Source organism: Lentilactobacillus hilgardii, from assembly GCF_009832765.1.
Classification (GTDB): Bacteria; Bacillota; Bacilli; order Lactobacillales; family Lactobacillaceae; genus Lentilactobacillus; species Lentilactobacillus hilgardii.
Window position 1 is genome coordinate 2,184,018 of the sequence record NZ_CP047121.1, and the last position, 25,117, is coordinate 2,209,134.

The window sequence follows — 25,117 nt, forward strand, 5'->3', positions numbered from 1 at the left end:
ACTTAGTCAGTCAATCCTTCTGTTTTCATCGTTTCGGTAATGGCATCGAGAGCGTCTTTTTCATCATCACCGTCTGCAGTAATGGTTACTGAAGCACTTTGGCCAACACCAAGTGACATCACACCCATGATTGATTTCAAGTTTACTGATTTTTCTTGGTACTCAAGGGTGATATCTGAGTTAAACTTACTTGCTGTTTGAACTAATAAAGTTGCTGGGCGAGCATGAATCCCAGTTTCTGCAGTGATGTTGTACTGACGTTTTTCCATTTCAATCATTCTCCTCTGGTCATATTATAAGAAGGTAAGCCAAATTATTTACAGTATAAATGAGAAATCACTCATCACCTGTCTTACTTTCTAAAATTATTCCTTACTCATCTAAGAATAGCAATATATAAGCGAAAATACAAGCTTTACATTAACCGCTTACAGTATTTCTTAAGAATTTTTCTCCTGCTCATCACGTTCGAAAACATAGGTGATGACACCACCTTGATCAGCAGTTCCGATAATCCGCTTTCGTTTGTCAAAATTCATATAAGCCGTTTGAAATGTCATGAATTCTTCAGGGTGAACAATGATCTTTTCAATTTCACCGGTTTCAAGCTGATTCAGTAATTTCTCATAGTCGGCATTTCCCGTATCATCGGCCAAGCGCACATCTCCTTTGCAGCAAAATTAGTTATGCCATAGCTGGTAAAGCGATAAATTTTCAAGTAAAGACACGATTACTTTACTCAATTCTAACATAAGTGTTACTTTGATATTGTAACTCAAATCAAGAATTTCTCAACGCGAATACAGATCAAATTCGTGACTTTATTGAACTAAAAACATTAGCGTTTTCACGCAGATCATCTTACTTGAACAAACCTTTATCCAAGTGTATGCTACTTTGGAAATCAAGACTACTTAAAAAGAACGATTTAAAACCACCTAGTAACCATATTTGGAAGCTAAGTTTAATTACTTGATTCCAATTGAGCTTGTTGTATAATTACAGTCAAAGGTCAAAGTTGGTCAGTACTAAATCAGTCTTGATTTTGTCCTTTTATTTTCTATATTAAAGGAGGAAAGCAATTAATGCTATGTCAAAATTGCCATAAGAATCCAGCAACCATTCACTTATATACAAATGTGAATGGTCAAAAGCAAACCATTAACCTTTGCCAAAATTGCTATCAACTCCTCTCTAACAAACAACGTAACACAGGAGGTGCTCAAGATATGGCTCAAGATCCATTCGGTTTTGGTGGTTTAGATGATATTTTCCGTGCAATGCAAGGCGGAAATATGGATCCAAACCAGCAACAACAAATTCCACCAACCCAGCCGCAAGGACCGGGAAATGGCCGTGGTAACGGAAACCGTCAAGGCGGCAACACCTTACTTGGTCAATATGGTATTAACATGACTCAAATGGCTAAGGATGGAAAAATTGATCCCGTCATTGGTCGTGATAACGAGATTAATCGTGTCATCGAAATTCTTAATCGACGGACAAAAAATAATCCTGTCCTAATTGGTGAAGCAGGGGTTGGTAAAACAGCCGTTGTTGAAGGATTAGCCCAAGAAATTGTTTCTGGTAATGTCCCTTCGAAACTTCAAAACAAACAGATTATCAGACTTGACGTTGTATCACTTGTTCAAGGAACCGGTATTCGTGGTCAGTTTGAACAAAGAATGCAGCAGTTAATCAAAGAAGTTCAAGACAATCCAGACATCATCCTGTTCATTGATGAAATCCATGAAATTGTTGGTGCCGGAAATGCTGAAGGCGGCATGGACGCTGGTAACGTTCTTAAGCCTGCCTTGGCTCGTGGCGAATTTCAGTTAATCGGTGCAACCACCCTCAAAGAATATCGTGATATCGAAAAAGATTCCGCACTTGCACGTCGTCTTCAACCTGTCACCGTTGATGAACCATCCCCAGAAGAATCCGTTAAGATCTTAAAGGGTATTCAAAAACGTTATGAAGATTATCACCACGTGAAGTATACAGATGATGCTATCAAAGCGGCTGTTAAACTTTCAGACCGTTACATTCAGGATCGTTTTCTGCCTGACAAGGCAATTGACCTTTTGGATGAAGCAGGTTCCAGAAAGAATTTGACAATCAATGCGGTTGATCCGCATACCGTTGAAGAAAAAATTCAAAACGCCGAAAAGCAAAAACAAGCTGCTTTGAAGAGTGAAGATTACGAAAAAGCTGCTTATTATCGTGATCAAGTAAGTAAACTTGAAAAGAATGCCAAATCCGACAACATTGACAGTGCCGATACCCCTCAAGTCACTGCTGAGGATATGGAAAAAATTGTTGAAGAAAAAACAGAAATTCCAGTCGGCGAACTTCAAGCAAAGGAACAGACCCAGCTTAAAAACTTAGGTCCTAACCTCGAAAAAAATGTTATCGGCCAAAACGAAGCTGTAGAAAAAGTTGCGCGGGCAATTCGTCGTAATCGAGTTGGTTTTAATGGAACAGGCCGTCCAATCGGATCGTTTCTTTTCATTGGGCCTACCGGTGTTGGTAAGACTGAATTGGCAAAACAGCTTGCCTACGAACTCTTTGGTTCCAAGGACGCAATGATCAGGTTTGATATGTCTGAGTATATGGAACCACATTCAGTGGCTAAATTAATCGGTTCACCTCCTGGCTACGTTGGTTATGAAGAAGCCGGTCAATTAACTGAACAAGTGCGTCGTCACCCATACAGTTTGATTCTGTTGGATGAAGTTGAAAAGGCTCACCCTGATGTGCTTCATATGTTCTTACAGATTCTTGATGACGGTCGTTTAACCGATAGTCAAGGACGAACAGTTTCCTTTAAGGATACCATTATCATTATGACCAGTAACGCCGGTCAAGGTGATTCCGAAGCCAATGTTGGTTTTGGTGCTGCTGCAACCGGAAAGACTCACTCGATTATTGATAAACTTACAAATTACTTCAAGCCGGAATTGTTAAACCGATTTGATGATATTGTTGAGTTTAACCCATTAACCAAGGAGAATCTTCAAAAGATTGTTGGTTTGATGATCGACGAAGTAAATGGCATGCTTGCACAACAAGGATTGTTTATCAACGTTACTGACAAGGCAAAAGCCAAATTAGTTGATTTGGGTTACAATCCTGCAATGGGTGCTCGTCCACTTCGAAGAGTTATTCAGGAACAAATTGAAGATAAAGTTGCCGACTTCTACTTGGATCATGAAGGTTCTGCTCGATTAACCGCAGATGTTAATAGTGATGGCAACATTACGATTACGACTGACAGTAGTCAAACAAATCCTTCAGTAAAATCTGACAAGAAAAAGTAATTTAACTCATTAATAGCTCAAGACAGTCATTGTCTTGGGCTATTTTTTTACATATCACCTTCCCTACGATATCCGAAAAAAACGTAAAAAGTATATCAAACGACTTAACTTGGCGCCCGTTATGATATAATTTTCTTTAGAACGTTCGATGGGGGCAATTTTGATGACATTTTTTAGTTGGATTAAAAAGCAATTACAAATGATCACACCGACGATTCGCTCTGACCGAAGGAAACGGCGAAGTCGTCATCCTGATTACCATCAAAAGAAAAAGCTTACTCCTGAAAATAACTTTGAATCTGATCAAACAGACACTCAACAAACCAACCAATCCAAAACAAACGACACTTTAAAAAATGAAGATGACTCACTGAATACGTTTCAGAATACAACTTCCTTTGAAATGCAGTCTCAAGTTATTTTCACTTACTTGGATGAAAATGATCGTCAAATTTCAAGTTCGGATATTATCCGTGGCATTGTCGGAGAAAACATCCAATTTAAACTGCCTGACTTTTCTGATTACTATTTAACATCGATCGAAAACTTTACCCATAAATTCGAAAAATCGGATCAGGAAGTCACTTTGCGCTTTGCTCTTAAGAATGGCTTACCGATCATGATCTATTGTTTGGATACTGACACTGGGCAAATATTAAAATCCGTTCAAATCATATCTGGAAAACTTGGTCAATCTTACACTGTTAACGCACCTAAAATTAACGGCTTCCGCGTCATTAGCAGTACTGGTCCTACTTTTGGTCATTTTGATCATCAAACGCAGGGCGTGATATTTGCCTATCGTCGAACCCATTGGGAAACCGTTCAACCAGTGGAATATTTTGTCAAACTCAAGGATGCCCATGATGTCTACGACAGTCCCCAGGGTCGGTCTTTAAAAACCGGTTTACCGGCAAGAATCATTATTAAAATCTTTGCAAGAATTGATTTATCGGATAAATCAAGTTGGTTAAACATCGGTGGCTTTGAGTGGATAAAAAATTCAAATCTTGAACCAAGCGATCCACCAATTCATAATTTAATCGACACGATTACTAAAACCTCACGTAATCCTGCTAGATTGGCTGGCACAATCGATTACGTTCCGAATAAGGCCATTGCCGTTTTTGACAAACCGTATGGTAACAAGATAAATGCTTTGATACATGGTAGCCGAGTTTCAATCTCAGCAACTATCGTAGATGATCAGAACCTGATTTGGTATGAATTAAACGGAAACGGTGTGGTCCCTAAAATGTACGTGATTGTTGATCGAAGCTAACTTTCAGTTAGAAAACACAACGAAAAACAACCCCGCAAAGCCAATTTTTCAATTGGTTCTGTGGGGTTGTTTACTATTCCAGATTGCTTTGATGGCAGGCTAAAGGTTTTTATCCATATTAAATGTCAATTTCGACAAATTCAATCCTTTTTCGAATAATCGATGAATCATATCTTCCGTGGCAATTCTCATCATTTTAACTGCTTGATGATTTTGTTCAGTCAAATAATTTGTCAACTCATTATCTGATAAGCCCTTTGCTTCATCAATTGTTGCTTGAACATGACGACGCAATTTTTCCTTAACATCCGTTAAGAAATCAACATCATCTTGAATAAATTCAGAATAGTGCGATTCAACTAATACCGACAACTTTCGATACATCCAATAAGCACTTTTGTCATCGCAGCGAACAGGTGTATTTTCATAGCTTTCATCAGTATCGTTTGCATTTCCAAAGAATGGCACATAAGGTGAAAATGCAGGTACGCCAAAATTCAACCACATAATTGCAGCGCAATCATTTGTGACATCATTTCGAATCTGCAAAACATGTGAATTTTGCGTTCGATTCATTGAGATTGGTCGAAAGAGCGTTTTCGTGCCTTCATTTCCTCTGCTTAATGGGTCATATTCAGTTTCGTTATAATGTGAGCTTAAAATATACTCAACATCTTCCACACTGATTTTTTTATTGGTTCTACAAATAAATGGTAAATCAGAAGAAGTCGGTTCCTGGTCGATCTCCGGGTTTAGATACCGTTGGCCAAACCAAACTCGGGGTGTATTATAATGGCGATCCTTTTCGTTATCGGTACCAAAAATACGTCTAAAATCAAACCCACTCTGATTGGTATTCAAATGATACTTTTCCACGAATGCTTGAATGCCTTCAGAATACATAAAATTATCAGGATCGTCAAAATCAACCTGCTGAATGGCTACTTGATTAGCTGCAATCGCATAGGCGTCATCCGGAATCCTTTGAGCAACCCAGTGATGTCCCGTGACAATTTCCATATACCATACTTCATCTTTATCACTGAAAAGAACACCGTTACCTTCCGGTGATCCGTATTTTTTAATCAAATCGCCCAAATATCGTACCCCATCGCGAGCAGAATCAATATAAGGCAACACCATGGATTGTAATGAATCCTCTGCCAGACCATCTTCAACTAACGGATCAAAAGCCAAGGCCCGTTCATTTCCGTAAACACTTTCCGTGGCACTCATTGCAACATTTTTTTCGTTAAAGCCACTTTCGGCATAAACGCCTTCCTTATCGACCTCAACGTTTGGTGTAAGTGAATATCGGTAGCCCTTTTCCGGAAGCGGTGCGGTAAAACCGTTTTGATTGGATTTCCACGTTTCGTGTCGATTGGAAACTGCCGGCTCAACGTAGAATCGTTGTGGTGTCAACGGTAGAAAAGTATCGTCATTTCTGGCAATCATCGTTGATCCATCAATGGACGCTTTTTTACCTACTAATACAGTTGTACAAGCTGACAAATGCTTTGAAGCCATTAAAAAATCTCTTCTTTCAAAAATTATAGTTTAGCCGTTAACGTAACGTCTGGGTACTTGTCCTTAAACCAACGCATTGCAAAGGTATTTTCAAACAAGAACAATGGTTGTCCTGTACGATCTTTCACTAATAAATTTCGTGATGATGACATTTTTTCATCAAGTTGATCCGGATCAATCCATCGGGCAATCTTGTGACCCATTGGTTCCATATTAACGTCTGAATTGTACTCGTTCTTCATTCTGAACTGAAATACTTCAAATTGCAATTGACCAACTGCTCCAAGAATATAATCATTTGTCGTATAGGATGTATACAGCTGAACGGCTCCTTCTTGAACCAACTGATCGATCCCCTTGTGAAACGATTTCTGCTTCATCACATTTTTCGCAGAAACCCGAACGAACAATTCAGGAGTAAACTGCGGTAATTTCTCAAACTCAACCGGTGCTTTACCTGTGTAAATCGTATCGCCAATCTGAAAATTACCGGTATCATAAAGACCGATAATATCTCCGGCAACAGCTGTATTCACATTTTCACGGGTATTCGCCATAAATTCGGTCACATTAGATAATCGAAGTTTCTTTTGAGTTCGATATAAATTAACATCCATGCCCTTTTCAAATTCACCTGAGCAAATTCGAACAAATGCAATTCGATCACGATGATTGGGATTCATATTTGCTTGAATTTTAAACACGAAGCCCGAGAACCGATCGGCATCAGGTTGAATCGTATCGCCTTCCTGGGTTTTATGTGCACTTGGCGCCGGCGCGTATTTCAAATAGGCATCAAAGAATGTCTTAACACCAAAATTCACTAAAGCCGAACCAAAGAAAACGGGTGTTAAATCACCGGTGGCAATCTTATCTTCATCAAATTTATTGCCAGCCATATCCAATAAATCAATACTATCCTTGGTTTCTTGAAATTGGTCATCGTCTGCTAATTCAGCATTATTAATCGGATTATTGTTGTCATCCAACTGCACCATTTGGCTTTTTTGAGCATGCGTATATAACTCAACCCGATGATTGTACCGGTCAAAAATGCCTTCCAAGGTTTTTCCCATTCCAATCGGCCAATTCATTGGATATGCCTGAACACCAAGCACTGTTTCCAACTCGTCAATTAAATCCATTGGATCGCGGCCGTCACGATCCAGCTTGTTCATAAAGGTAAAAATTGGAATACCACGCATTTTACAAATTTGAAATAATTTTTTTGTTTGTGGTTCAATACCCTTGGCAGAATCAATCACCATCACTGCAGAATCAACAGCCATTAACGTTCGGTAAGTATCTTCCGAAAAATCGGCATGCCCTGGTGTATCCAAGATATTGATTCGCTTACCACCATAATCAAACTGCATCACAGAACTCGTCACAGAGATTCCACGCTTTTGTTCAATTTCCATCCAGTCAGATTTGGCAAAGTTTCCGGTTTTTCGAGCCTTTACTGTCCCGGCTTGTCTGACAACACCACCAAAAAGTAACAACTGCTCGGTAATCGTTGTTTTCCCGGCATCCGGATGTGAAATGATCGCGAATGTCCGCCGTGTGCTGTCCCTTGTCTGTAATTTTTGATTGCTCATATTGACTTCCTTTCAAACGTAAAATAACTCACTAAGTTTAACATATTCATACAGCAAAAAGCCACCAATCGCACGATTGGCAGCTTAACCAACTTAAACTAGACACCACTTTCGATCTGGTGCATTACATAATTAACAACCTTCAGGGAACTCAACCCATCATTAATTGCACAGAATCGGTTATAAAAGTTCATAAACTGCTGGTTGGCACTCATATCCGGATGCCCAAGTGCATGATGGATTTCTGCCAATAACTCTTGAGAATTATGGGCAATCTTACCCGGCAAGTCCCGTTCATAATTCAAGTAAAAACCTCGAAGTTCTTCTTTATATAAATGATAATCATATGGATAGAATAGAATTGGTCGTTTTAAATAAGCATAATCGAAGAACACAGATGAATAATCTGTAATAAGTAAGTCAGAAGCCAAATAAAGATCACTGATATTAGGATAATTTGAGAAATCATATACGAAGTCGGAATAGTCTGATATATCAAGTGCATTTGAAATGAGATAATGCATCCTTAAAATCAAAACAGTGTCATCGCCGAAAGATTTACGAAAATCATCCAGGCTAAACGGCAGTTCAAAGGTGTACTTTCCCTTTTCCGCAAACTGGTTATCACGATAAGTTGGTGCGTACATCACAACTTTCTTATCCAAAGGAATGCCCAATTTATTCTTAATTTCAGTTATTTCATCAGGCATCGTGTTAATCAACTCATCATTACGTGGATATCCAACTTTTAAAATTTGGTTATTAAACCCAAAAGCAGAACGGAAAATTTGGGTTGAATAATCATTGGGAGAAACCAGTGCATCCCATCTATTAGCTTCACGAACAAAGTTTTTATGGTACTTGGCTGTTGTTGTCCCTGGCATTGAAACGTTCTCAATATCCAAGCCCAGTTTTTTCAACGGTGTTCCATGCCATGTTTGAATATAAGTGACATAGCTCGGTTTTTTAACCCATGAAGGAAAACGGGCATTGCTAATCCAAAATTGTGATTTTTCCAAAAGCCGAACCCACTTGGACGTTCGTCTAATAACGTAGGCGATTTGGTTCTCTTTACAAAATGCTTTTTGAGACCGATCAATTGACCAAATCATAGTAATACCGGGATAAAGTGTTTGAAACAGACGATAAATGGCGTATGGGCTGTCGCTTACCTGTCGCCCGCCAAAACTTTCAAAAATAATGGTGGTATTTTCATAAGGGGAGTGCCCTGCCTTAAATAAGAAGCGCATTCTTGCCAGATTCAACTTATCCTGAACGAGCCGACAGACTTCCAGCAAACCATGTGCTTTGCCGCCAGCAGCTGCAACTTTTTCAAGCAATGAAGCCCCTTGGAATTCTTTAACTAAAAGGCCATTATCAAATCGCTTTTCAATCGTAATCACCCGATTACCGGGTAAATCTGCTTCAACTGATTGGCCACTCAGTGATTTGGAAATAATCAAGCGTTGGTTAATTTCCTGACCTGCAAGTTCATATTTAATGGACAACTCACCAACTGAGTCCTTAGGTATATCCGTTAATGGAATGCCAACCTTAAACATGCCTGCAAACATTGTTTGGGACACAGGATAATCCAACTTACCATCATTGAGTCGATTTTGTAGAATAATTCGTTGATTCTTAATCGGTGTCCCATTAATTTTATTATATCCGGTGATTTCCAGATCAGTGTCCGTTAAGTTAACAGAATTAATCATGAAGTCCTGATCGGATTGATGGGTTCGAATATTAAATAACGCCATTCCCTGAGCGTCACTGTTAAATTGATAATAACTGGTTAATTCAAGTTGATGACGGTCACTTAAGTATTCACTTTCAATCTGAACCACGTTTTTAAAATTAGTCGCATTATCAACCAAAAAAATTTGCCATTCAAACTCGGTTTGATCCGCCGCTTCAAAATGAAAGTCCTGAGCGTCAATTTTCACTCGAATAATGTTATGATTTAAAACCTTCGTAATTGGTTTCATAACAGAAGCAAGACTATTTTTTTCAACGAATAACATATAAGCATGCTCAAGAGAAGTAGCAACATCTAACAATTCAAATTCTAGAACTTGAAGTCCTTTTTTTTGATGAACTCCCGATAGTATCGCTCGCAATTTTGATTTCCCCTTAATAATTAAAGATTTGCTTTCCTGGTAAGTACTTGGACGCGTCAATAATGTTATTAATATCTAAATAAATTCTAGCATCGTCAATGTTCATATTTAACAACACCTGATGGTAGAACGCATTAATATCATCATATCGATGATAGTCACTGTATGACGTTGCTTTAGTAACGATGGATTCTCCTTTGGCTTCATAATGTGTCAGTGGATCTTCCTTCTTGTTACTGGAAATCTCCGATAAACTCGCAGGAACCGGAATTAAAGATGTCTCCGCAACACCGTAATTGATCTTTTGAGACATCACGTAATTGGTAAATCTAAAGACCAATTCTGATTTCGTATTCAACAAGAGACTCTCATCAACAAAATCATCATTGCACTTTTCAATACCATAAAGTTGATCCTGTTGATTGTAATTATTAATCTGAATGATTCGGCTGTTCTTATCAAAAAGAATTGTATGTAACCGAACCTGATTATCCCCAAAAAGCGTTTCTGCAATAATATTACCGGTATCATCAACATATCGCGTCACCTTTAAACGATTTGTGTGTGACTCATACGATGTGAACTTTGTCAGATCTATATTAAGATAATCATTATCTTTCAGTAAGATTCCAGAATGATCAGCATAAACGTCTCCCAAGGTAATGATCCGAACAGACGGCAAATGTTCTCTCTCGTTAATTGTGTTAAATTCACGTTTTGCCTGCCAAACCTCATCAAAATTGGTCATTGCAAATAAAATAGCAACCTCATAATGATCATTAATCAATGCTAATAACTGTTTTAAAAATGTTGGTTTCCTAATGCCCTGAATGCTTGTCACCAAGAAAATTGCCCGTTTCATTACTTTCCTCCTAATAGATCGCAACTAATGCAACTCATAATAAAAGGGGGCTGGTGCAAAACACCTTGTTTTGCGAACAGCCTCTCTTTAGTCGAGTAAACCTAAGCCTGCCAATCCTTTGAATCGGTTAAGCCAAGATCCTCTTTAATTTTGGTTGTTGAAATACCCTCAGTTCTAGGCAAATAAACAACTTCGCAATAATCTTTCAGAAAGTCAAATTTGCCTTTCCAATCATCACCCATTACAAATACATCAATATCTCGATCCTGAACATCATGAATTTTTTGATCCCAATTAGTTTCAGGAATCACTTCATCAACATATTTAATTGCTTCCAAAATGTATTTTCGATCTTCATAGGACGTATATGCTTTTTTGCCTTTTTCGGCATTAAACTCATCAGAAGACAAGCACACGGTCAGATGATCACCAAGAGCTTTTGCACGCTTTAACAATCTAACGTGACCCTTGTGTAATAAATCAAACGTCCCGTAAGTAATTACTTTTTTCATAAAATCTCCTACTATCTGTTACTAGAAATTAAAATAAACACAACTTAAATAGTAGCATAACCAGCTTCAACGTCAATATCAATTACTGATTATTAAAAATAATTAAAATTAATCCAGCTGATAAATGTTATAGAGATGAACAACAATTACTTTAACGATCGCGTAAAGTGGTACGGCTAAAATCATCCCCATCAAACCGGCAATGTTTCCAGCGGCCAACAGGATAATAATAATCGTTAACGGGTGAATTTGAAGTGACTTGCCAATAACATTTGGATAAACCAGGTTACCATCAATCTGTTGCACGATAATCACAATCACAATGTTATAAACCATGCTTAACCAGCCACCATGAGAAAATGAAACGATCAGGGCCGGCGCGATCCCAATGTATGGACCAAGATAAGGAATAATATTACAGATTCCGGCAATCACGCCAAGTAACAGTGCATAAGGCAACCCAATAACCAAATATCCAATGGCCGTAAACGTTCCGACAAATAGACATTCAATCATCTGACCTGAAATGTACTTGGAGATGGTTCGGTTCATAGCAGAAAGCAGATCCATTGTTTGTTCACGATGCCTTTCCGGTAAGAAAGATTTAATATTAGGAGCCAAGCGATACCCGTCTTTTAACATGTAAAAAAGAACAACCGGAACAGTTACCGCGATAATGACAGCATTTGCAGCTGCTGAAATAACGCCGCCGATACCACTGGTTAATCCATTGAAGAAGCTGTTTGCATAATCAGTAATATTGGTTGAGAACTTTTGAGTCAGCTGGGTAAAATCAATCTTTTTCAACAGTTGTTGAGAATTCATTTCCTTTAGCGCCTTTTCAAGAAGGTTTTGACCGTCATTAATAGCGCCAGGCACATTATTAGCCAAATTCATCAACTGATTTAATACTTTAGGAATAAAGACCGTGGCCAGTAAAATAATAATTCCTAATAACAATAAAAAAACAAGTGTTACTGCCCAGGTTCGTGATACCCTCTTCCTACCTATCGGAATTTTAGTCAGTAGGTTAACAATCGGATTCAACATATAATATAGTATTCCTGCCAGTAAAACCGGTATAAAAATCGTGGAGAAAAAAATGGCAATGGGTGAAAACATAAAGCTGATTTGCGTACATCCCCAGATGATCCCGACGACAAGTAAAATCTCCAAGGACCAAAACATGAGGGGAGAATTTTTTAATCTTTCAAACACCGAGAGTATCCCCCTATCCAAATTTAGTTGGTTACGGCAATTGTATCATAATTTTTCAACGTTAAAAAAATAGCTGTCCGGCAAATCGATTATTTACCAAACAACTATTATTAAAGTGACTCTCATTTACGTTGGCGGGATAAGGCTAAGTAGCGCTCATACCAGATTGCAATAAATTCTTTTGAGAACGGACCTTTTTCGTTGTTAATCCAATCAACAATAATCCGAACGTTTTTCTTCAGAATATGGTCAATTTCTGGACCATAATCCCAGCGTTTGCTGAAAGCCAGATACTCATCGACATCCAAGAGCTTTCGCCTGCCATCCGGAAAAACTTTAACGTCTAAATCGTAATCAATGTATTTTAAGGCTTCTTTGTCTAAAGCATACGGGGATGCCAAATTACAATAATACGCAATTCCATCATCCCTAATCATCGCGACAACGTTAAACCAATAATGTTTATGAAAATAAACCAAAGCGGGTTCCCTGGTTACCCAGTGACGACCATCGTCCTCAGTAACCAAAGTATGATTATTACATCCAATAAGTGAATTTTCGCCGTTCTTTAATACCATCGTATCTCGCCAAACACGATGCAGGCTACCGTCATGTTTGTAGCTTTGAATCGCAATGAAGTCACCCTCCTTTGGCAATTGTTGTCCACGTGGCATTGTGGTACCCACTTTCTGAATAAGCTATCAGTTACGATTGTTACCAATCCAATGGTAATTATATCAGAGTAGGCGCTATTTTCCGAATGAATTTAACTTTCAGCAAGATCTTCCAAAACTGCCTCAATATCATCCATTGAAAAGCCCTTGCGAAATAATGCCTGCTTTGTTTTTTGAAGTTGCTTATATTTTTCAAGCTTGGCATATTTATGCCAGTATTTTTCCGCAACTCCACCGATGATATCGCTATCATGGGAAGCCAGCCCGGATGTATCAACCTGCTCCATAATATCTGGAATAATGTCAAATCCAAACCCGCGTCGAACCAGCGTTTCTTTTATTTTATTAATGGCCATTTTCTCCGACTCATTTTGATGATGGCGGAGTTGATTATCAGCAACTGTGACGCCAATCTCTATCATCTGATCCTCAGGAAAGAAATCCCCAAGAGATGCATCAATCAGGGATTTGGGCACCTTCTTTTCAAATAATTTCTGGCGAATCCAGTTTGGCCCATTTTTCTTTTGACGAACAACCGTGCGTACATAACTATCTGCATATTTTCGATCATTGACCAACTGTTGATCCTTCAACTGGGAAATAACCTGCTCGATTGCGTCAGGATTATCCGTTATCTCAAGTAGTTTTGACTTGACTTCATGCTCAGTCCGTAAATTATGAGCAAGGTAATTTAAAGCACGCGTGTGCAGTTTTGAAATATTATCAGCATTTTTTAAGGTTTCAATCAGTTGCTTGTCTAATTCCATTCCCTTAAAAAGCCGATATTTAATAAAAACATCCTCACTGATCGGAAAGGCATATTGACCGTCAACGTAAACATTAAATCTTCCCTTACGTTTTTGTGCTTCTATTTTAGTAATTGATTGTGTCATGGCTTTCAACCCCTTTCTTACATTTAAACGGCCGAATCGAATTCACTTTAACGACTGGATTTGCTATACTGAAACCAAATCAAAATAGAGGAATGACTAATATGATAACTGCCCATGTAGTTTACGCAACCATTACCGGCAACAACGAAGATATTGCGGATATTGTAACCGAACATCTTGAAGATGCCGGCGTTAAAGTAACCGAGACCGAAATTTCACAAACTGATCCATCCGTTTTTGAAGATGTTAATATTTGTGTTGTTTGCCCATATACATATGACGAAGGTGCTTTGCCTGAAGAAGGACTTGACTTCTATGAGGACCTGAGTGATGAAAAGCTGAGTGGCAAGGTTTTTGGTGTTGCCGGTTCTGGAGACACTTTTTACGAAGAATACTATAACGTTTCCGTTGATAAATTTGAAGAAGCCTTCAAAAAAACCGGGGCCACAATTGGGGCTGATAGTGTCAAAATTAATTTGGAACCTGATGAAGACGATATTAAAAAATTGGACGCTTTTACTGAGAAACTAATTGAAAAAGCTAAAAGCTTACAATAAATTATGATAATGGCATTCCAGCAGGAGAAGAGAGGTTGAGACAAAAGTCATTTTGTCCAACCTCTTTTAGTTTAATCACGATTATTAACAAGCCAAAAATGTTCAAATAGAAACCTTGGTTTGTGTGAATTAATTATTTTCTCTTTCGCTTCGTAGCCCTTCTCAAGACTGATTCAATGGCATCGGTCTGTTCTTGGATTTTTCCCATTCGAAGTTCTTGGATTGTTGCATTAATGACACCACCCAACAACATAATCAAACCTGAGAAGTCCAACCAAAACATCAATACGATAAAAGTGCCGATGGTTTTGTATGCATCAACTCGATGAGCGAAAAAAGTGACATAAATTGAAAAGGCTTGTGCTAATACCATCAAGCCCAGCGTAGTAAACAATGCCCCAAACCAAACGTACCTGAACTTAACTTTAGCCGTGGGCACAATGTAAAATAACACGCTCAATAGCAACCACACAAGAATCATTGTCGAAGGCCATTTAACTGTTGAAACAAAACTAATGATCGATTGTGGAATATGAAGAATGGGCGACAGCCAGCTAAAGACAAATTGGCTGAGCGCAAAAGCAATCATGACCGCGACCACAACTACAATTAACAACAGCATCCACAAAAATGACAAGATTCGATTTGAAATAGCCGTCTGATCTTCCGCAACGCCATATGCCTTATTAATACTTCGTTGAAAAGCCGCAATGGCGCGACTGGCCGACCAAATTGTCACAATCAATCCTATGGATAATTGACTGGTGCCGCCACTTCTTAAAGTTGAATCAATAACCGGTTCAAGCATGACATAAATCCGATCCGGAAAGATCGGCCTGACATATTCCATAATATCTCCTGTGTGAATATGGAAGAGGTTAAGAATACTACCACCAATAAACAAAATCGGAAAAATAGACATTAGTGAATAAAAGGCCAATACAGCTGCAGAATCGGAAACATCTCCCTGCGAATAATGACTAACCAAGGTTTGAATAAATTGTTTAGTTTTCAAATAAATTGATTTAATCATTAGCCAACCCACTTACCTAATTATTTTGAAAATCGAGCCAAAATGGCTTTTAAAATTCTATTGGAGGCTTTACCATCCCCATACGGATTCTTTGCCTCCGCCATTTTTTGATATTCAACCTGATCGTCTAACAACTGCGTCATATTTTCTTTTACAACAGCAGGATCTGTCCCGACCAATTTTAGTGTACCGGCTTCAATTCCTTCAGGCCTTTCGGTGGTATCCCGCAATACCAGGACAGGTTTTTCCAACGATGGTGCTTCTTCTTGAACACCCCCGGAGTCCGACATAATGAAATAACTCCGTGCCGCCATATTATGAAAGTCCAGTACATCCAACGGCGCAATAAGATGAACCTGTGGATTTCCGTCAAAAACGTCATGCGCAACTTTTTGAACCGCTGGGCTAAGGTGAACCGGATAAACCACTTCAACATTGGGGTGTGTCTTTAAAACATCTGAAATTGCCTTAAACGTTCGTCGCATTGGCTCTCCCTGGTTTTCGCGTCGGTGCATGGTCAGCAATACCATCTTTGAATCACTTTTTAATTCATCCAACACAGAATGTTGATAATCGGCAGAAACGGTTTGTTTTAACGCATCAATAGCCGTATTCCCGGTTACAAAAATATTTTTTTCGGGATGATTCTCTTTAAGAAGATTATCCCTGCTCAGCTTTGTCGGCGCAAAATATAAGTCTGCCAAAACATCAGTTAATTGGCGATTCATCTCTTCTGGATAAGGAGATAGCTTATTCCAGGTGCGAAGTCCCGCTTCAACATGGCCAATCTCAACCTGATGATAAAAGGCACTCACACTGGCCGCAAACGTTGTTGTCGTATCTCCGTGAACTAAGATGATGTCCGGTACCACTTTCTCAACGATTGGATCCAGCAGCGTCAGGACACGTGTCGTAATATCACTTAGTGTTTGTCCCTGCTTCATAATATTTAAATCGTAATCTGGCTTAATATGAAAAACATCAAGTACTTGATCCAACATTTCCCGATGTTGCGCGGTTACAACAGTAATTGGCTGAAACTGATCCAAATGGTGCTGCATCATTAAAATAATTGGGGCCATCTTAATTGCTTCAGGACGCGTCCCGAAAATAGTCATAACTTTTATAGGTTTCAATTTAAAATTCTCCTTTAACAAGTGATTTCATTATAACAAAGATGTTCAACTCTAAAACCAAATTAAAAAAGTTTTCAATGATCTATAACTTTCTTCCCTGAATTTTCTTTCCCCGAAGAGGCTTGTTTCTTGCATTTAATCAAACATTTTAATTATTTATTGCCAAATTTTTAACATGTCGTGAACGTCACATTTTTTTGATATGGTATAATTTGATGATGTACATACCATAAGACATTTTGGAGAGTGGATAAGCCGATCCATATCTTCGGGATGTCATGGCAGTTGATTTAAGGTTAGATTAGTTTTTTAGCTAATTCTGATAATATGGTCACGACTTATCGTAAAAGATAACGAAGACCAGTCGGTAAGGTATCACTATTGTGTATAATAATTGGAGGATTTATTTTGAAGACAATCAGTCTAATTGTTCCTTGTTATAATGAGGAACCGACTGTTGAGCTTTTCTTTAATACAACAGAAAAAGTATTTAAACAGTTAAACGAAACACATGAGGACCAGTATCGGCCGGATTACTTATTTGTAAATGACGGCTCTGCGGATAAAACCCTGGAGATTATGCGTCAGCTCCACGAAAAACATCCGGATACCGTTCATTATTTGTCATTTTCCCGAAATTTCGGGAAAGAATCGGCACTGGCAGCGGGATTAAGTAACGCCAAGGGTGATTATATTGCCGTAATGGATGTCGATTTGCAGGATCCCCCCGAGCTACTCCTTCAAATGGTCGATATTTTGGAAGACCCAAAACAGGATTATGAAGTTGTTGGTTGTGTCCAAACATCGCGTAAACAGAATCCGATTCGGGGTTTTCTGTCAGCCAGTTTCTATAAAATCATTAACAAGATGTCACGAGTCCAATTAAAACAAAACGTCCGGGATTATCGGTTAATGACAAGAAAGTATGTTGATGCGCTCTTGGAACTTCCAGAATACAATCGTTTTAGTAAAGGTATGTTTTCCTGGGTTGGCTTTAAAACCAAATACTTAAAATATGAAGGTGTCCCCCGGGCAGCCGGAACAAGTTCCTGGTCAATTTTTCAACTCTTCGAGTACTCATTGGAAGCAGTTGTTGATTTTTCAGATGTTCCGTTAAAAATGGCAACACTTGTTGGTGGGCTCATTTGCTTTCTATCTATCATTGGATTAGTATTTGTTGTTATCCGAGCCCTCTTCTTTGGTGGTTCGGTCAATGGCTGGGCATCGTTGGTATCCATCATCCTATTTTTAAGTGGTGTTCAGTTATTCTGTTTGGGAATTGTTGGAAAATATATAGGGAAGATTTATCTTGAAACAAAACACAGACCAAAATTTATCATTGCAGAAAGAAAATAATCGTTTAATGAAAAAAATAGCTGCAGTTTACGACAAATATCGTGAAGTCATCTCCTACCTTTTTTGGGGTGTTGTCACCACTGTCGTCAATCTTGGTGTCTTTGAGGGCTTCCATTTACTGACGAATTGGAATTATATGGTTAACAACACTATTGCCTGGTTTATTAGTGTGCTAGTTGCGTACTTATCGAACCGTGCATACGTTTTTCACTCAAAAACAACTGGGGCACGCGCTTATCTTGGTGAGATGGCCTCATTTTTCGGTGGCCGACTACTCGTCCTGATTCTTGAACAAGGTATCCTTTTTGTTGGTATTACCCTCATGAGTGGAAATCAATTCATTGTTAAAATCATAGACAACGTTATTGTGGTCATTATCAACTATTTCTGGTCTAAATGGGCTGTTTTCCGTGACCAAAAGAAATGAATTAACTAGCCGTGATAAAGAGGTAACCTTTATGAGAAATCCAAATCTTAATCGTCAAACGTTACGTAAGCGAAAAGCCGAATTTTCAAAGGGGCTTTACACAACAGCCGATGGTTTCAAACTATTAGGAATGGCTGTTATTTTAATCGCCATCTTAGTTGCTTGCGCAAATTATTTGATGTGATTTAAATAAGTGTGATTATAAAAATCTCGATTCAATGAAGTTTTATTCATTGAATCGAGATTTTTTAATACCATCAATTAGGCGAAGCAGACGATATTTTCGTGCAATTCTGTTTAAGAAGCGCTAATATAAAAACAATTCTATCATTATATGACATAGTGCTGAGGTGAAAATAGCTATGAACATCACTTATTTAACCGATTTATTTGATCAATACACACAAAAGAAAGGGTTACTCTACCAGACTTGGTTTATCCACAGTGAAAACCGTCTTAAAGCCTTTAATCAAGTTCGAAAAGGCGTGAAGCAGATCATAACAGACATTCGAAGGCATCAGTTCCCGCGAGATTTACATGGTTCATCATTAGAAACCGTGATGAATATTATTATTGCGCAACAAGAAATTTTCAAGGGTGCAAAACATGCCTTTATGTGGAAGCCTAAACTACGCATTCCTGATATTTACGAAAATCGTCAAAATCAATTGGACTTTGCCGAAATGTTAGACCAAGTGATAAACGCTAAACAAGAAGTCAAAATGCTGTTAGCAGTGAATAACTTGGCAGAGAAAAAGATTAAGGGTTTGGGCCCTGCCGTTGCAAACATCCTCTATTTTTTGGAACCAACCATCTTCTGTCCCTTTAACACCAGTATTGTCCGAGGTTATAATGATCTTACCCATTCAAAAATCCGGTTGGGAAAATGGAATGATTATTTTAAACTAAGAGATGGCATAATCGAACTAAATGAGGCTGGTGGCTTATTTTCAAAAGATCTTGGTGCTGTTTCAGCTTTTCTGTTTGATATTGGTAAACTAAACTATATTATTCCGGAAACAAGTGAAGCGTACATTCAGATAACAGAGAGTCACACTATGAAAAAACTAAAAAGTGCCGAAAAGACAACGGAATTAAAGAGTTTGCACTATAAAGTTCAACTTCTTCTTGCCGACATCGGAAATAGCATTGGTTATCAGTCTTGGATTGCTTCGAATGATCACAATCGAACGGTAAACGGCAAACGTTTGGGAGACTATTCGCTGCCATCACTGCCTAAAACAATGACACAGCTCCCTCCCACCCTTCAAGAAACGGTTAGGCTCATAGACGTTATCTGGTTCACTAAATCGGGTGAACCCATTGCAACTTTTGAAGTTGAAAAATCAACCTCAATTATGTCCGGAATGAATAGAATGGATGATCTGTATGAAATTAACAAAGGCGATATGATGCTCTATATCGTTTCTCCAGACAAACGCGAGCAAGAAGTAAAAGCGCAATTTAATCGACCACATTATATGCACAACCACAATTTACACGATCATATTCGGTATATACTTTTTGCAGATCTAATAAAAAGCTATCAATCTCTTAAGCTTTTTGGACATGATTACGCTATTTTGGGACCGATATCTCATTTCCCTGATGGCACGATTGCGGATCAACGTTAATAAGAAAAAAGCCAAAGCAACAAATTCGCTTTGGCTTTTTTCTATTAATGATTTTACTGACCTCACCCGGACTCGAACCGGGATCAACCGCTTAGGAGGCGGGTGCCCTATCCAGTTGTGCTATGAGGCCAAAAACAATACATGTCAATTTTCTCATTTATTAATCAACATGTAAAGAGAATTATTTAGTAGTCCGCTTATGCCGCATCCCTTTTCGATTAGTATGCTTGTTCTTTTTGTGATGTGGTTTTGGCGCCGGATTTGAAATTACCGGCCGCTTCTTTTGAGACTTCTGGTTGGCGACCTTTTCTAATCCTTGAGTTGGTCCCTCATCATTCTTATCATCTTTTTCCAGATCCGTTACCGTTCGTTCAGGTTTGGTGTCTGAAAGTTGGTTCCCACTAAAATAAACGTTTGACAAGTCAAATTGATCTCGAACCAGTTGCTTTAAATGACGCAGGTCGTGGTCATCGCCCATGTTAATCACTAAACCGTTTTGATGCATTCGGCCTGTCCGCCCAATTCGGTGAGTATATGTTCTGGCATCCCGAGGCAAATCAAAATTAATAACGGCTGGCAGTTTAGGAATATCAATTCCCCGTGCAGCCACATCCGTCGTTAAAAGAAGTCTCACTTTTCCCTTTCGGAAATCTCTTAATGCATTTTGACGACTGGTTTGATTCTGCTCGCTGGTCAGCTTAGCTGCTTCCCGAACATGACGATGAATTAAAAACCCGGACACTTTCTGAAGCGTATTTAACTGATCAAAAAAGACCAGTGCTTTAAAATCTTTCATGTGTAAAAATCGGAGCAACATTTGTTCCTTCTTCTTATTTGAAACTTGAAGAAGACCATGCTTCACAATTCCCTGGGTATCATCGATGTCCGTTACATCGAATATCTGCATATCTTGATTGAACCAACGATTAACGTGTTTTAAAATATCATTTTGAGTAGCCGAGAAAAATCCCAACTGTGTATCGTCAGGTGCCTGATCAACTAACTCTCGAATCGAATCCAGTGTATCTTCACTTAGCAAATTATCGGCTTCATCAATCACAATTGTCTGAATATCGTCCAATTTCAACTTACCAAGCTCAATCAGGTTCATCAAACGACCGGTTGTGCCAACAATCACATTGGGGTGTTCCTTCAGGCGCTCGATCTGCCGTGAAATATTAGCGCCACCAACAGCCCCTTGAACTGTCAAACCGGTTAGGCTGCCCCATTCAAGCATTGTTTTTTGAGTCTGCATGGCTAATTCGGCAGAAGGTTCAACCACGATCAACTTAGTGCCATCGATTGATTTAATTGATTCAAGTAATGGCAGCGTAAAAGCAACCGTTTTACCGGAACCGGTTGGTGCAATGCCAACAACGCTTTGACCATCCTTCAGCGGTTGATAAACCGCCTTTTGAATTGCCGTCCATTGTTGATATCCCAGTTTCTCAGCATGCTTTTCAAATTCACTAATCAATCTTTTTCTCCGTTCTATTATTTTTCCTCACCCACAAAGGAAATGTGTGCGTCCTGACGTAGGTTAAACAGAATCTTATTGACATAGACACTTAACTGACGCCAATATGCATAATCCTTCATATTTTGGTCATTATTTGGTTCATTAATCACTCTGGCAAAATCATTTGCCTCCGGAATCATTGGATTAGACCCGTCGTAATCTCCAAGTGTTTGGCGTTTACCATCCGGATCAATATAATCAACGTGTTGGATCTCCCCGGCATCATCAAGTTCAATTAAGTCTTTCAATCCATATATCTCGGACGTCATATGGGAATTCGACATTTTCGAGAAATTTAAAATAACGGTATATTCGGGATAACTCAAAACAGCCGTCCCCTTTCCATCAACACCCGTGCGAATCAGTTGTGGATAATAGGAAACCTCTTCCGGCATACCAAACAGGGTCACTGCATCATAAACAGTGTATACACCAAGGTCTTGCAAAGCGCCACCCCCAAATTTTGGTGAAAAAACATTCGGAATTTCACCAGCTAAAACATGATCATAACGTGATGAATATTTGGAGTACGTGAATTCAGCCCCTGAAACAACGTTAAGTTCACTCAACTTCTTTTCAATTGCATGGAAGTTGGGGGTGTGAATATTTCGAGCCGCCTCAAAATACAAGACTTCCGGGTGCTTATCAAGCAAATGCTGAATTTCTGCCATTTGCTTTTGATTCATAAACGCCGGTTTTTCAACAATGATATTTTTACCATTTTCAATTGCCTGTTTTGCCTGTTCAAAATGTAAACTGTTTGGTGAAGCAATGTATACCGTATCAAAGCTGTCACTGGCAAAAAATGCATTTAAATCATCAAATGTATTTTCAGCACCATTTTTGGTCGCAAATTCGGTTGCTGTCTCAAGATGTCGCGAATAAACGGTTGTAAACTCATATTTTCCTGTAAGCTTGACTGCCTCAACAAATTGTTGGGTAATCCAGTTAGTACCAATAATTCCTAATTTAATCATCTAGAAAACCGCCTTTCCTAGTTAAATTGTAACAATGTTTTAACGTGATTAACATCTAAAATATCTACTATCGTCTTATAATAACGCTATAATGCTATAGTGTGTTGTAAGTATTACTGTAGGGGATGTTTTTATTGCGTAAAAGAAGCATTGCTATTTTTTTAATTTCTTTTTTCATTGGACTTTTTCATGCACCTAAACGTAAAAAACAGATTGATCACATAGATCCACTGTTTTTTGCCGGAACGTGGTTTTTTAAAGATTATCGGGGGCACAACCATAAAATTGAAATTGGTCCCGATCTCAAACTGTCAATCGACGGGGAAGATTTGTCAGCCAAGGTTTCATCTGTCAAAAAATATGAAGTTTCATATGTGGACCGCTATGGGTACACCTTGGAAATTCGGGCAAATGAAGCGCGTCCAACAAAATTTTACGATGAATCGGATAACAACACATATGATTTATATCCAAACATGGAAACGTTATGAAAGCAGCCAAGGCAAAACAGACTTTGTCATCAGCTGCTTTTATTTTGTTAACTCTCCAGATACCTGGCCCATTGTCGTGCATCACCGTTAAATACGGACATCGGTAAAAAAACAACCTGTCGATCTAATCGAAAATCCTGCTTCTGAGTCACTTGAATAAACGTTGCATCACCGTTTGGCTTACCAAGCTGGCCGTCAGTCGTCCAAAACTGATGAGCATTTGTTGCCTCGATTTTCAAACGCTGAATAATCTCCTGGCTAGTTGAAATAACGACTGGTCGTTGATAATAATGTCGAATATCGGACATTAATGTCCGAACATTTTCCCGCGTTGATTTCCAATGAACCGAGCCATCATTATAGCCCCCGTAATACTGAATAGAAATACAAATCGGCAAACTGCCTGTATTGGTTTTTACCTGACGCACAAAGTTTTTAAATTGGGCTTTCGGCGAGCTGCTAAAACTGAAATAATGGTAAACGCCAACTGGTAGTTGCGACCCCTGACTTCTTTGAAAATTACTTAGAAAGCTGTCATCAGTGTAGGTCGCTCCCTGTGTTGCTTTTAAATAAACAAACTTAACACCGTTGTTTTTCAAACTTTCAAAGTCAATGTAGCCATTATCCTGGTTAATCGAAACGCCCCTTATTGGATATCTCTTAAGCTCTTGTTTTGCATGCCACCGCCAAACGGAAAAAGCAGTTATTAATAAGACAATCAACAAAAAAACGCCAAAAATCACCTTACGGGTTCTCACCCGTCGCCGGTAAGTTTCAGCATAAATTGGTTGAACATCTCTTCGTCGCATAAATAGTCATCTCAGTTAATCGGGATTAAGGTGTGTCGTTTTGAATCACACACTTTTTAGGACTGCTCCTCAAAACAACACCACTCCATATAAGGGATTGATTCGAAAAATCCAAATTCGGGATTTCCCCAATCAACGCCTTATACTCCGGGTATTACCCGTTTTGAATCACACACTTTTTAGGACTGCTCCTCAAAACAACACCACTCCATATAAGGGATTGATTCGAAAAATCCAAATTCGGGATTTCCCCAATCAACGCCTTATACTCCGGGTGTTACCCGTTTTGAATCACACACTTTTATCCCCTAGTACTTTCAATTATATTTTGGACGCTGCGAATTGTGTCTTCAGTAGCAGGTCCCATTCGAACCGTTGCCATCATAAATAATGTATCAATAATAGTTAATTGGGCCAACAGTGAATACATGCCTTCAGAACGATAATTGGATTCATCGCTTGACGAAATAAATGTGATATCACTGTGTCCCACTAAAGGTGAGTCCTGATAGCTGGTAATTGCAATGACAGGAACCTTTCGGCGTTTTAACGTCTCAGCAATTTTTATTGTCTGTCGGTTTTTACCCGAGTGTGAAACAACAATTGCGCAATCGTCCTCTCCCAATTTTACAGCTTGCATGAGCTGTACGTCAAAGTCAGGATAATAAAAACAATCAATCGACGTGCGTAAAAATTTATGATAACCGTCCAAAGCAGCTACAGATGAACCGCCGAGACCAAAGAAGCCGAGTCTGCGGCAGTGAATGATCCGAAGAACTGAACGGGCAAATTCATTCTCGTCGATCCCTTCACGTGTATCCTGAAGCGCTCGTTGTGAACTGGTAAAGATCTTATCGGCAATGGTTGAAAGTGTATCATTTGCATCAATATCTTTAAATATTGGTAAATTCTGTGGTCTTAATTGTGTATAAGCCAACGATAATGTGAATTCACGGAAGTTTGAATAGCCAAGTGTTTTCACTAATCTGGAAACAGAAGCCGTTGACGTTTCCGTTACCGCTGCCAAATCTTCTATATTGGCCTCCGATGCGGCTTGGGGATTATCAATCACATATTTTGCAATTTTTTTATTTGTTCGACTTAAATTATCGAAAGACTGCTTCAGCATTTGAACTGGCGAGCTCATCTTAATCACCTTTCATTTCATT

At 38.8% G+C, this 25,117-nt stretch carries 24 protein-coding genes and 1 tRNA gene; 8 read left to right on the forward strand and 17 right to left on the reverse strand.

The genetic code is table 11. The features are described from left to right. Positions 1 to 2 precede the first annotated feature (2 nt). Positions 3 to 269: a phosphocarrier protein HPr gene (locus GQR93_RS10360; protein WP_035444692.1), complete on the reverse strand. Its 267-nt coding sequence runs from the start codon at positions 267 to 269 to the stop codon at positions 3 to 5. A 171-nt stretch (positions 270 to 440) separates the two neighbouring features. Further along, on the reverse strand, positions 441 to 662 hold the full coding sequence (locus GQR93_RS10365) for a hypothetical protein (RefSeq protein WP_004467005.1): 222 nt from the start codon (positions 660 to 662) through the stop codon (positions 441 to 443). Positions 663 to 1,085: 423 nt separating this feature from the next. On the opposite strand from GQR93_RS10365, the gene GQR93_RS10370 reads away from it, so the two are divergent. Together GQR93_RS10370 and GQR93_RS10375 are read left to right on the forward strand one after the other, a co-directional pair. Further along, the gene (locus GQR93_RS10370) at positions 1,086 to 3,320 is read left to right on the forward strand and encodes an ATP-dependent Clp protease ATP-binding subunit (protein WP_003559687.1); all 2,235 of its coding nucleotides are present in this window, start codon (positions 1,086 to 1,088) and stop codon (positions 3,318 to 3,320) included. Between the two features lie 148 nt (positions 3,321 to 3,468). Further along, on the forward strand, positions 3,469 to 4,602 hold the full coding sequence (locus tag GQR93_RS10375; RefSeq protein WP_004467002.1) for a MucBP domain-containing protein: 1,134 nt from the start codon (positions 3,469 to 3,471) through the stop codon (positions 4,600 to 4,602). Positions 4,603 to 4,701: 99 nt separating this feature from the next. Here GQR93_RS10375 and GQR93_RS10380 read toward each other — a convergent pair whose 3' ends face one another. From GQR93_RS10380 to recX, 8 genes are all read right to left on the reverse strand, one after another. Beyond that, complete coding sequence (locus GQR93_RS10380; protein WP_004467001.1) at positions 4,702 to 6,129, reverse strand: C69 family dipeptidase; 1,428 nt, start codon at positions 6,127 to 6,129, stop codon at positions 4,702 to 4,704. A 23-nt stretch (positions 6,130 to 6,152) separates the two neighbouring features. Next, positions 6,153 to 7,727, reverse strand: coding sequence for a peptide chain release factor 3 (locus GQR93_RS10385; protein WP_004466998.1), 1,575 nt, complete (start codon positions 7,725 to 7,727; stop codon positions 6,153 to 6,155). Positions 7,728 to 7,825: 98 nt separating this feature from the next. Next, the gene (locus tag GQR93_RS10390; RefSeq protein ID WP_004466996.1) at positions 7,826 to 9,850 is read right to left on the reverse strand and encodes a CDP-glycerol glycerophosphotransferase family protein; all 2,025 of its coding nucleotides are present in this window, start codon (positions 9,848 to 9,850) and stop codon (positions 7,826 to 7,828) included. Positions 9,851 to 9,863: 13 nt separating this feature from the next. Further along, positions 9,864 to 10,712 (reverse strand): hypothetical protein, encoded by an 849-nt coding sequence (locus GQR93_RS10395; RefSeq protein WP_004466994.1) that lies wholly within the window; start codon positions 10,710 to 10,712, stop codon positions 9,864 to 9,866. 101 nt (positions 10,713 to 10,813) lie between these two features. After that, positions 10,814 to 11,224 (reverse strand): glycerol-3-phosphate cytidylyltransferase, encoded by a 411-nt coding sequence (tagD, locus tag GQR93_RS10400; protein ID WP_003559674.1) that lies wholly within the window; start codon positions 11,222 to 11,224, stop codon positions 10,814 to 10,816. Positions 11,225 to 11,332: 108 nt separating this feature from the next. After that, positions 11,333 to 12,442, reverse strand: a complete 1,110-nt coding sequence (locus GQR93_RS10405; RefSeq protein WP_375711590.1) for an AI-2E family transporter — start codon at positions 12,440 to 12,442, stop codon at positions 11,333 to 11,335. Positions 12,443 to 12,564: 122 nt separating this feature from the next. Then, on the reverse strand, positions 12,565 to 13,116 hold the full coding sequence (gene ntdP / locus GQR93_RS10410; protein ID WP_004466987.1) for a nucleoside tri-diphosphate phosphatase: 552 nt from the start codon (positions 13,114 to 13,116) through the stop codon (positions 12,565 to 12,567). Positions 13,117 to 13,208: 92 nt separating this feature from the next. Then, positions 13,209 to 14,009 (reverse strand): recombination regulator RecX, encoded by an 801-nt coding sequence (gene recX / locus GQR93_RS10415; RefSeq protein WP_004466984.1) that lies wholly within the window; start codon positions 14,007 to 14,009, stop codon positions 13,209 to 13,211. Between the two features lie 101 nt (positions 14,010 to 14,110). Here recX and GQR93_RS10420 point away from each other — a divergent pair, with 101 nt between their 5' ends. After that, positions 14,111 to 14,566, forward strand: coding sequence for a flavodoxin (locus GQR93_RS10420; RefSeq protein WP_035444691.1), 456 nt, complete (start codon positions 14,111 to 14,113; stop codon positions 14,564 to 14,566). 133 nt (positions 14,567 to 14,699) lie between these two features. Here GQR93_RS10420 and GQR93_RS10425 read toward each other — a convergent pair whose 3' ends face one another. Together GQR93_RS10425 and wecB are read right to left on the reverse strand one after the other, a co-directional pair. Beyond that, on the reverse strand, positions 14,700 to 15,599 hold the full coding sequence (locus GQR93_RS10425; RefSeq protein WP_004466980.1) for a YihY/virulence factor BrkB family protein: 900 nt from the start codon (positions 15,597 to 15,599) through the stop codon (positions 14,700 to 14,702). A gap of 20 nt (positions 15,600 to 15,619) precedes the next feature. After that, positions 15,620 to 16,717, reverse strand: coding sequence for a non-hydrolyzing UDP-N-acetylglucosamine 2-epimerase (gene wecB / locus GQR93_RS10430; protein ID WP_050757969.1), 1,098 nt, complete (start codon positions 16,715 to 16,717; stop codon positions 15,620 to 15,622). A gap of 426 nt (positions 16,718 to 17,143) precedes the next feature. On the opposite strand from wecB, the gene GQR93_RS10435 reads away from it, so the two are divergent. The 4 genes from GQR93_RS10435 to GQR93_RS10445 all read left to right on the forward strand — a co-directional run bounded on the left by GQR93_RS10435 (position 17,144) and on the right by GQR93_RS10445 (position 20,152). Continuing rightward, positions 17,144 to 18,091, forward strand: a complete 948-nt coding sequence (locus GQR93_RS10435) for a glycosyltransferase family 2 protein (protein WP_035444689.1) — start codon at positions 17,144 to 17,146, stop codon at positions 18,089 to 18,091. Further along, positions 18,045 to 18,518 carry a GtrA family protein gene (locus GQR93_RS10440; protein ID WP_003559658.1) on the forward strand — a complete coding sequence of 158 codons (474 nt, stop codon included), beginning with the start codon at positions 18,045 to 18,047 and terminating at the stop codon, positions 18,516 to 18,518. The genes GQR93_RS10435 and GQR93_RS10440 overlap by 47 nt, the downstream gene beginning before the upstream one ends. Positions 18,519 to 18,549: 31 nt before the next feature. Next, positions 18,550 to 18,702 (forward strand): hypothetical protein, encoded by a 153-nt coding sequence (locus tag GQR93_RS15295; RefSeq protein WP_166427834.1) that lies wholly within the window; start codon positions 18,550 to 18,552, stop codon positions 18,700 to 18,702. A 178-nt stretch (positions 18,703 to 18,880) separates the two neighbouring features. After that, positions 18,881 to 20,152, forward strand: a complete 1,272-nt coding sequence (locus GQR93_RS10445) for a hypothetical protein (protein WP_004466969.1) — start codon at positions 18,881 to 18,883, stop codon at positions 20,150 to 20,152. A 57-nt stretch (positions 20,153 to 20,209) separates the two neighbouring features. Here the strand turns inward: GQR93_RS10445 and GQR93_RS10450 are convergent. The 3 genes from GQR93_RS10450 to GQR93_RS10460 form a co-directional block, all read right to left on the reverse strand. Then, positions 20,210 to 20,282: transfer RNA gene (locus tag GQR93_RS10450), tRNA-Arg, on the reverse strand. Between the two features lie 51 nt (positions 20,283 to 20,333). Further along, a complete protein-coding gene (locus GQR93_RS10455; protein WP_004466967.1) occupies positions 20,334 to 21,629 on the reverse strand; it encodes a DEAD/DEAH box helicase in 1,296 nt (431 codons plus the stop codon). Between the two features lie 17 nt (positions 21,630 to 21,646). Beyond that, a complete protein-coding gene (locus GQR93_RS10460) occupies positions 21,647 to 22,648 on the reverse strand; it encodes a Gfo/Idh/MocA family protein (protein WP_004466965.1) in 1,002 nt (333 codons plus the stop codon). Between the two features lie 125 nt (positions 22,649 to 22,773). Here GQR93_RS10460 and GQR93_RS10465 point away from each other — a divergent pair, with 125 nt between their 5' ends. After that, the gene (locus GQR93_RS10465) at positions 22,774 to 23,139 is read left to right on the forward strand and encodes a DUF4828 domain-containing protein (protein WP_004466963.1); all 366 of its coding nucleotides are present in this window, start codon (positions 22,774 to 22,776) and stop codon (positions 23,137 to 23,139) included. Positions 23,140 to 23,186: 47 nt separating this feature from the next. On the opposite strand, the gene GQR93_RS10470 is transcribed toward GQR93_RS10465, so the two are convergent. After that, positions 23,187 to 23,948, reverse strand: a complete 762-nt coding sequence (locus GQR93_RS10470; protein WP_004466961.1) for a GH25 family lysozyme — start codon at positions 23,946 to 23,948, stop codon at positions 23,187 to 23,189. A 301-nt stretch (positions 23,949 to 24,249) separates the two neighbouring features. Next, positions 24,250 to 25,095: a MurR/RpiR family transcriptional regulator gene (locus GQR93_RS10475; RefSeq protein ID WP_004466959.1), complete on the reverse strand. Its 846-nt coding sequence runs from the start codon at positions 25,093 to 25,095 to the stop codon at positions 24,250 to 24,252. Between the last annotated feature and the right edge of the window lie 22 nt (positions 25,096 to 25,117).

Bases quoted from the DNA above. Each gene is read 5' to 3' on its own strand.
- GQR93_RS10360 (WP_035444692.1), bottom strand. From the start codon at position 269: ATGGAAAAACGTCAGTACAACATCACTGCAGAAACTGGGATTCATGCT.
- GQR93_RS10370 (WP_003559687.1), top strand. From the start codon at position 1,086: ATGCTATGTCAAAATTGCCATAAGAATCCAGCAACCATTCACTTATAT.
- GQR93_RS10375 (WP_004467002.1), top strand. From the start codon at position 3,469: ATGGGGGCAATTTTGATGACATTTTTTAGTTGGATTAAAAAGCAATTA.
- GQR93_RS10380 (WP_004467001.1), bottom strand. From the start codon at position 6,129: ATGGCTTCAAAGCATTTGTCAGCTTGTACAACTGTATTAGTAGGTAAA.
- GQR93_RS10385 (WP_004466998.1), bottom strand. From the start codon at position 7,727: ATGAGCAATCAAAAATTACAGACAAGGGACAGCACACGGCGGACATTC.
- GQR93_RS10395 (WP_004466994.1), bottom strand. From the start codon at position 10,712: ATGAAACGGGCAATTTTCTTGGTGACAAGCATTCAGGGCATTAGGAAA.
- tagD (WP_003559674.1), bottom strand. From the start codon at position 11,224: ATGAAAAAAGTAATTACTTACGGGACGTTTGATTTATTACACAAGGGT.
- ntdP (WP_004466987.1), bottom strand. From the start codon at position 13,116: ATGCCACGTGGACAACAATTGCCAAAGGAGGGTGACTTCATTGCGATT.
- recX (WP_004466984.1), bottom strand. From the start codon at position 14,009: ATGACACAATCAATTACTAAAATAGAAGCACAAAAACGTAAGGGAAGA.
- GQR93_RS10420 (WP_035444691.1), top strand. From the start codon at position 14,111: ATGATAACTGCCCATGTAGTTTACGCAACCATTACCGGCAACAACGAA.
- GQR93_RS10425 (WP_004466980.1), bottom strand. From the start codon at position 15,599: ATGATTAAATCAATTTATTTGAAAACTAAACAATTTATTCAAACCTTG.
- wecB (WP_050757969.1), bottom strand. From the start codon at position 16,717: ATGACTATTTTCGGGACGCGTCCTGAAGCAATTAAGATGGCCCCAATT.
- GQR93_RS15295 (WP_166427834.1), top strand. From the start codon at position 18,550: ATGAGAAATCCAAATCTTAATCGTCAAACGTTACGTAAGCGAAAAGCC.
- GQR93_RS10445 (WP_004466969.1), top strand. From the start codon at position 18,881: ATGAACATCACTTATTTAACCGATTTATTTGATCAATACACACAAAAG.
- GQR93_RS10460 (WP_004466965.1), bottom strand. From the start codon at position 22,648: ATGATTAAATTAGGAATTATTGGTACTAACTGGATTACCCAACAATTT.
- GQR93_RS10465 (WP_004466963.1), top strand. From the start codon at position 22,774: ATGTTTTTATTGCGTAAAAGAAGCATTGCTATTTTTTTAATTTCTTTT.
- GQR93_RS10470 (WP_004466961.1), bottom strand. From the start codon at position 23,948: ATGCGACGAAGAGATGTTCAACCAATTTATGCTGAAACTTACCGGCGA.
- GQR93_RS10475 (WP_004466959.1), bottom strand. From the start codon at position 25,095: ATGAGCTCGCCAGTTCAAATGCTGAAGCAGTCTTTCGATAATTTAAGT.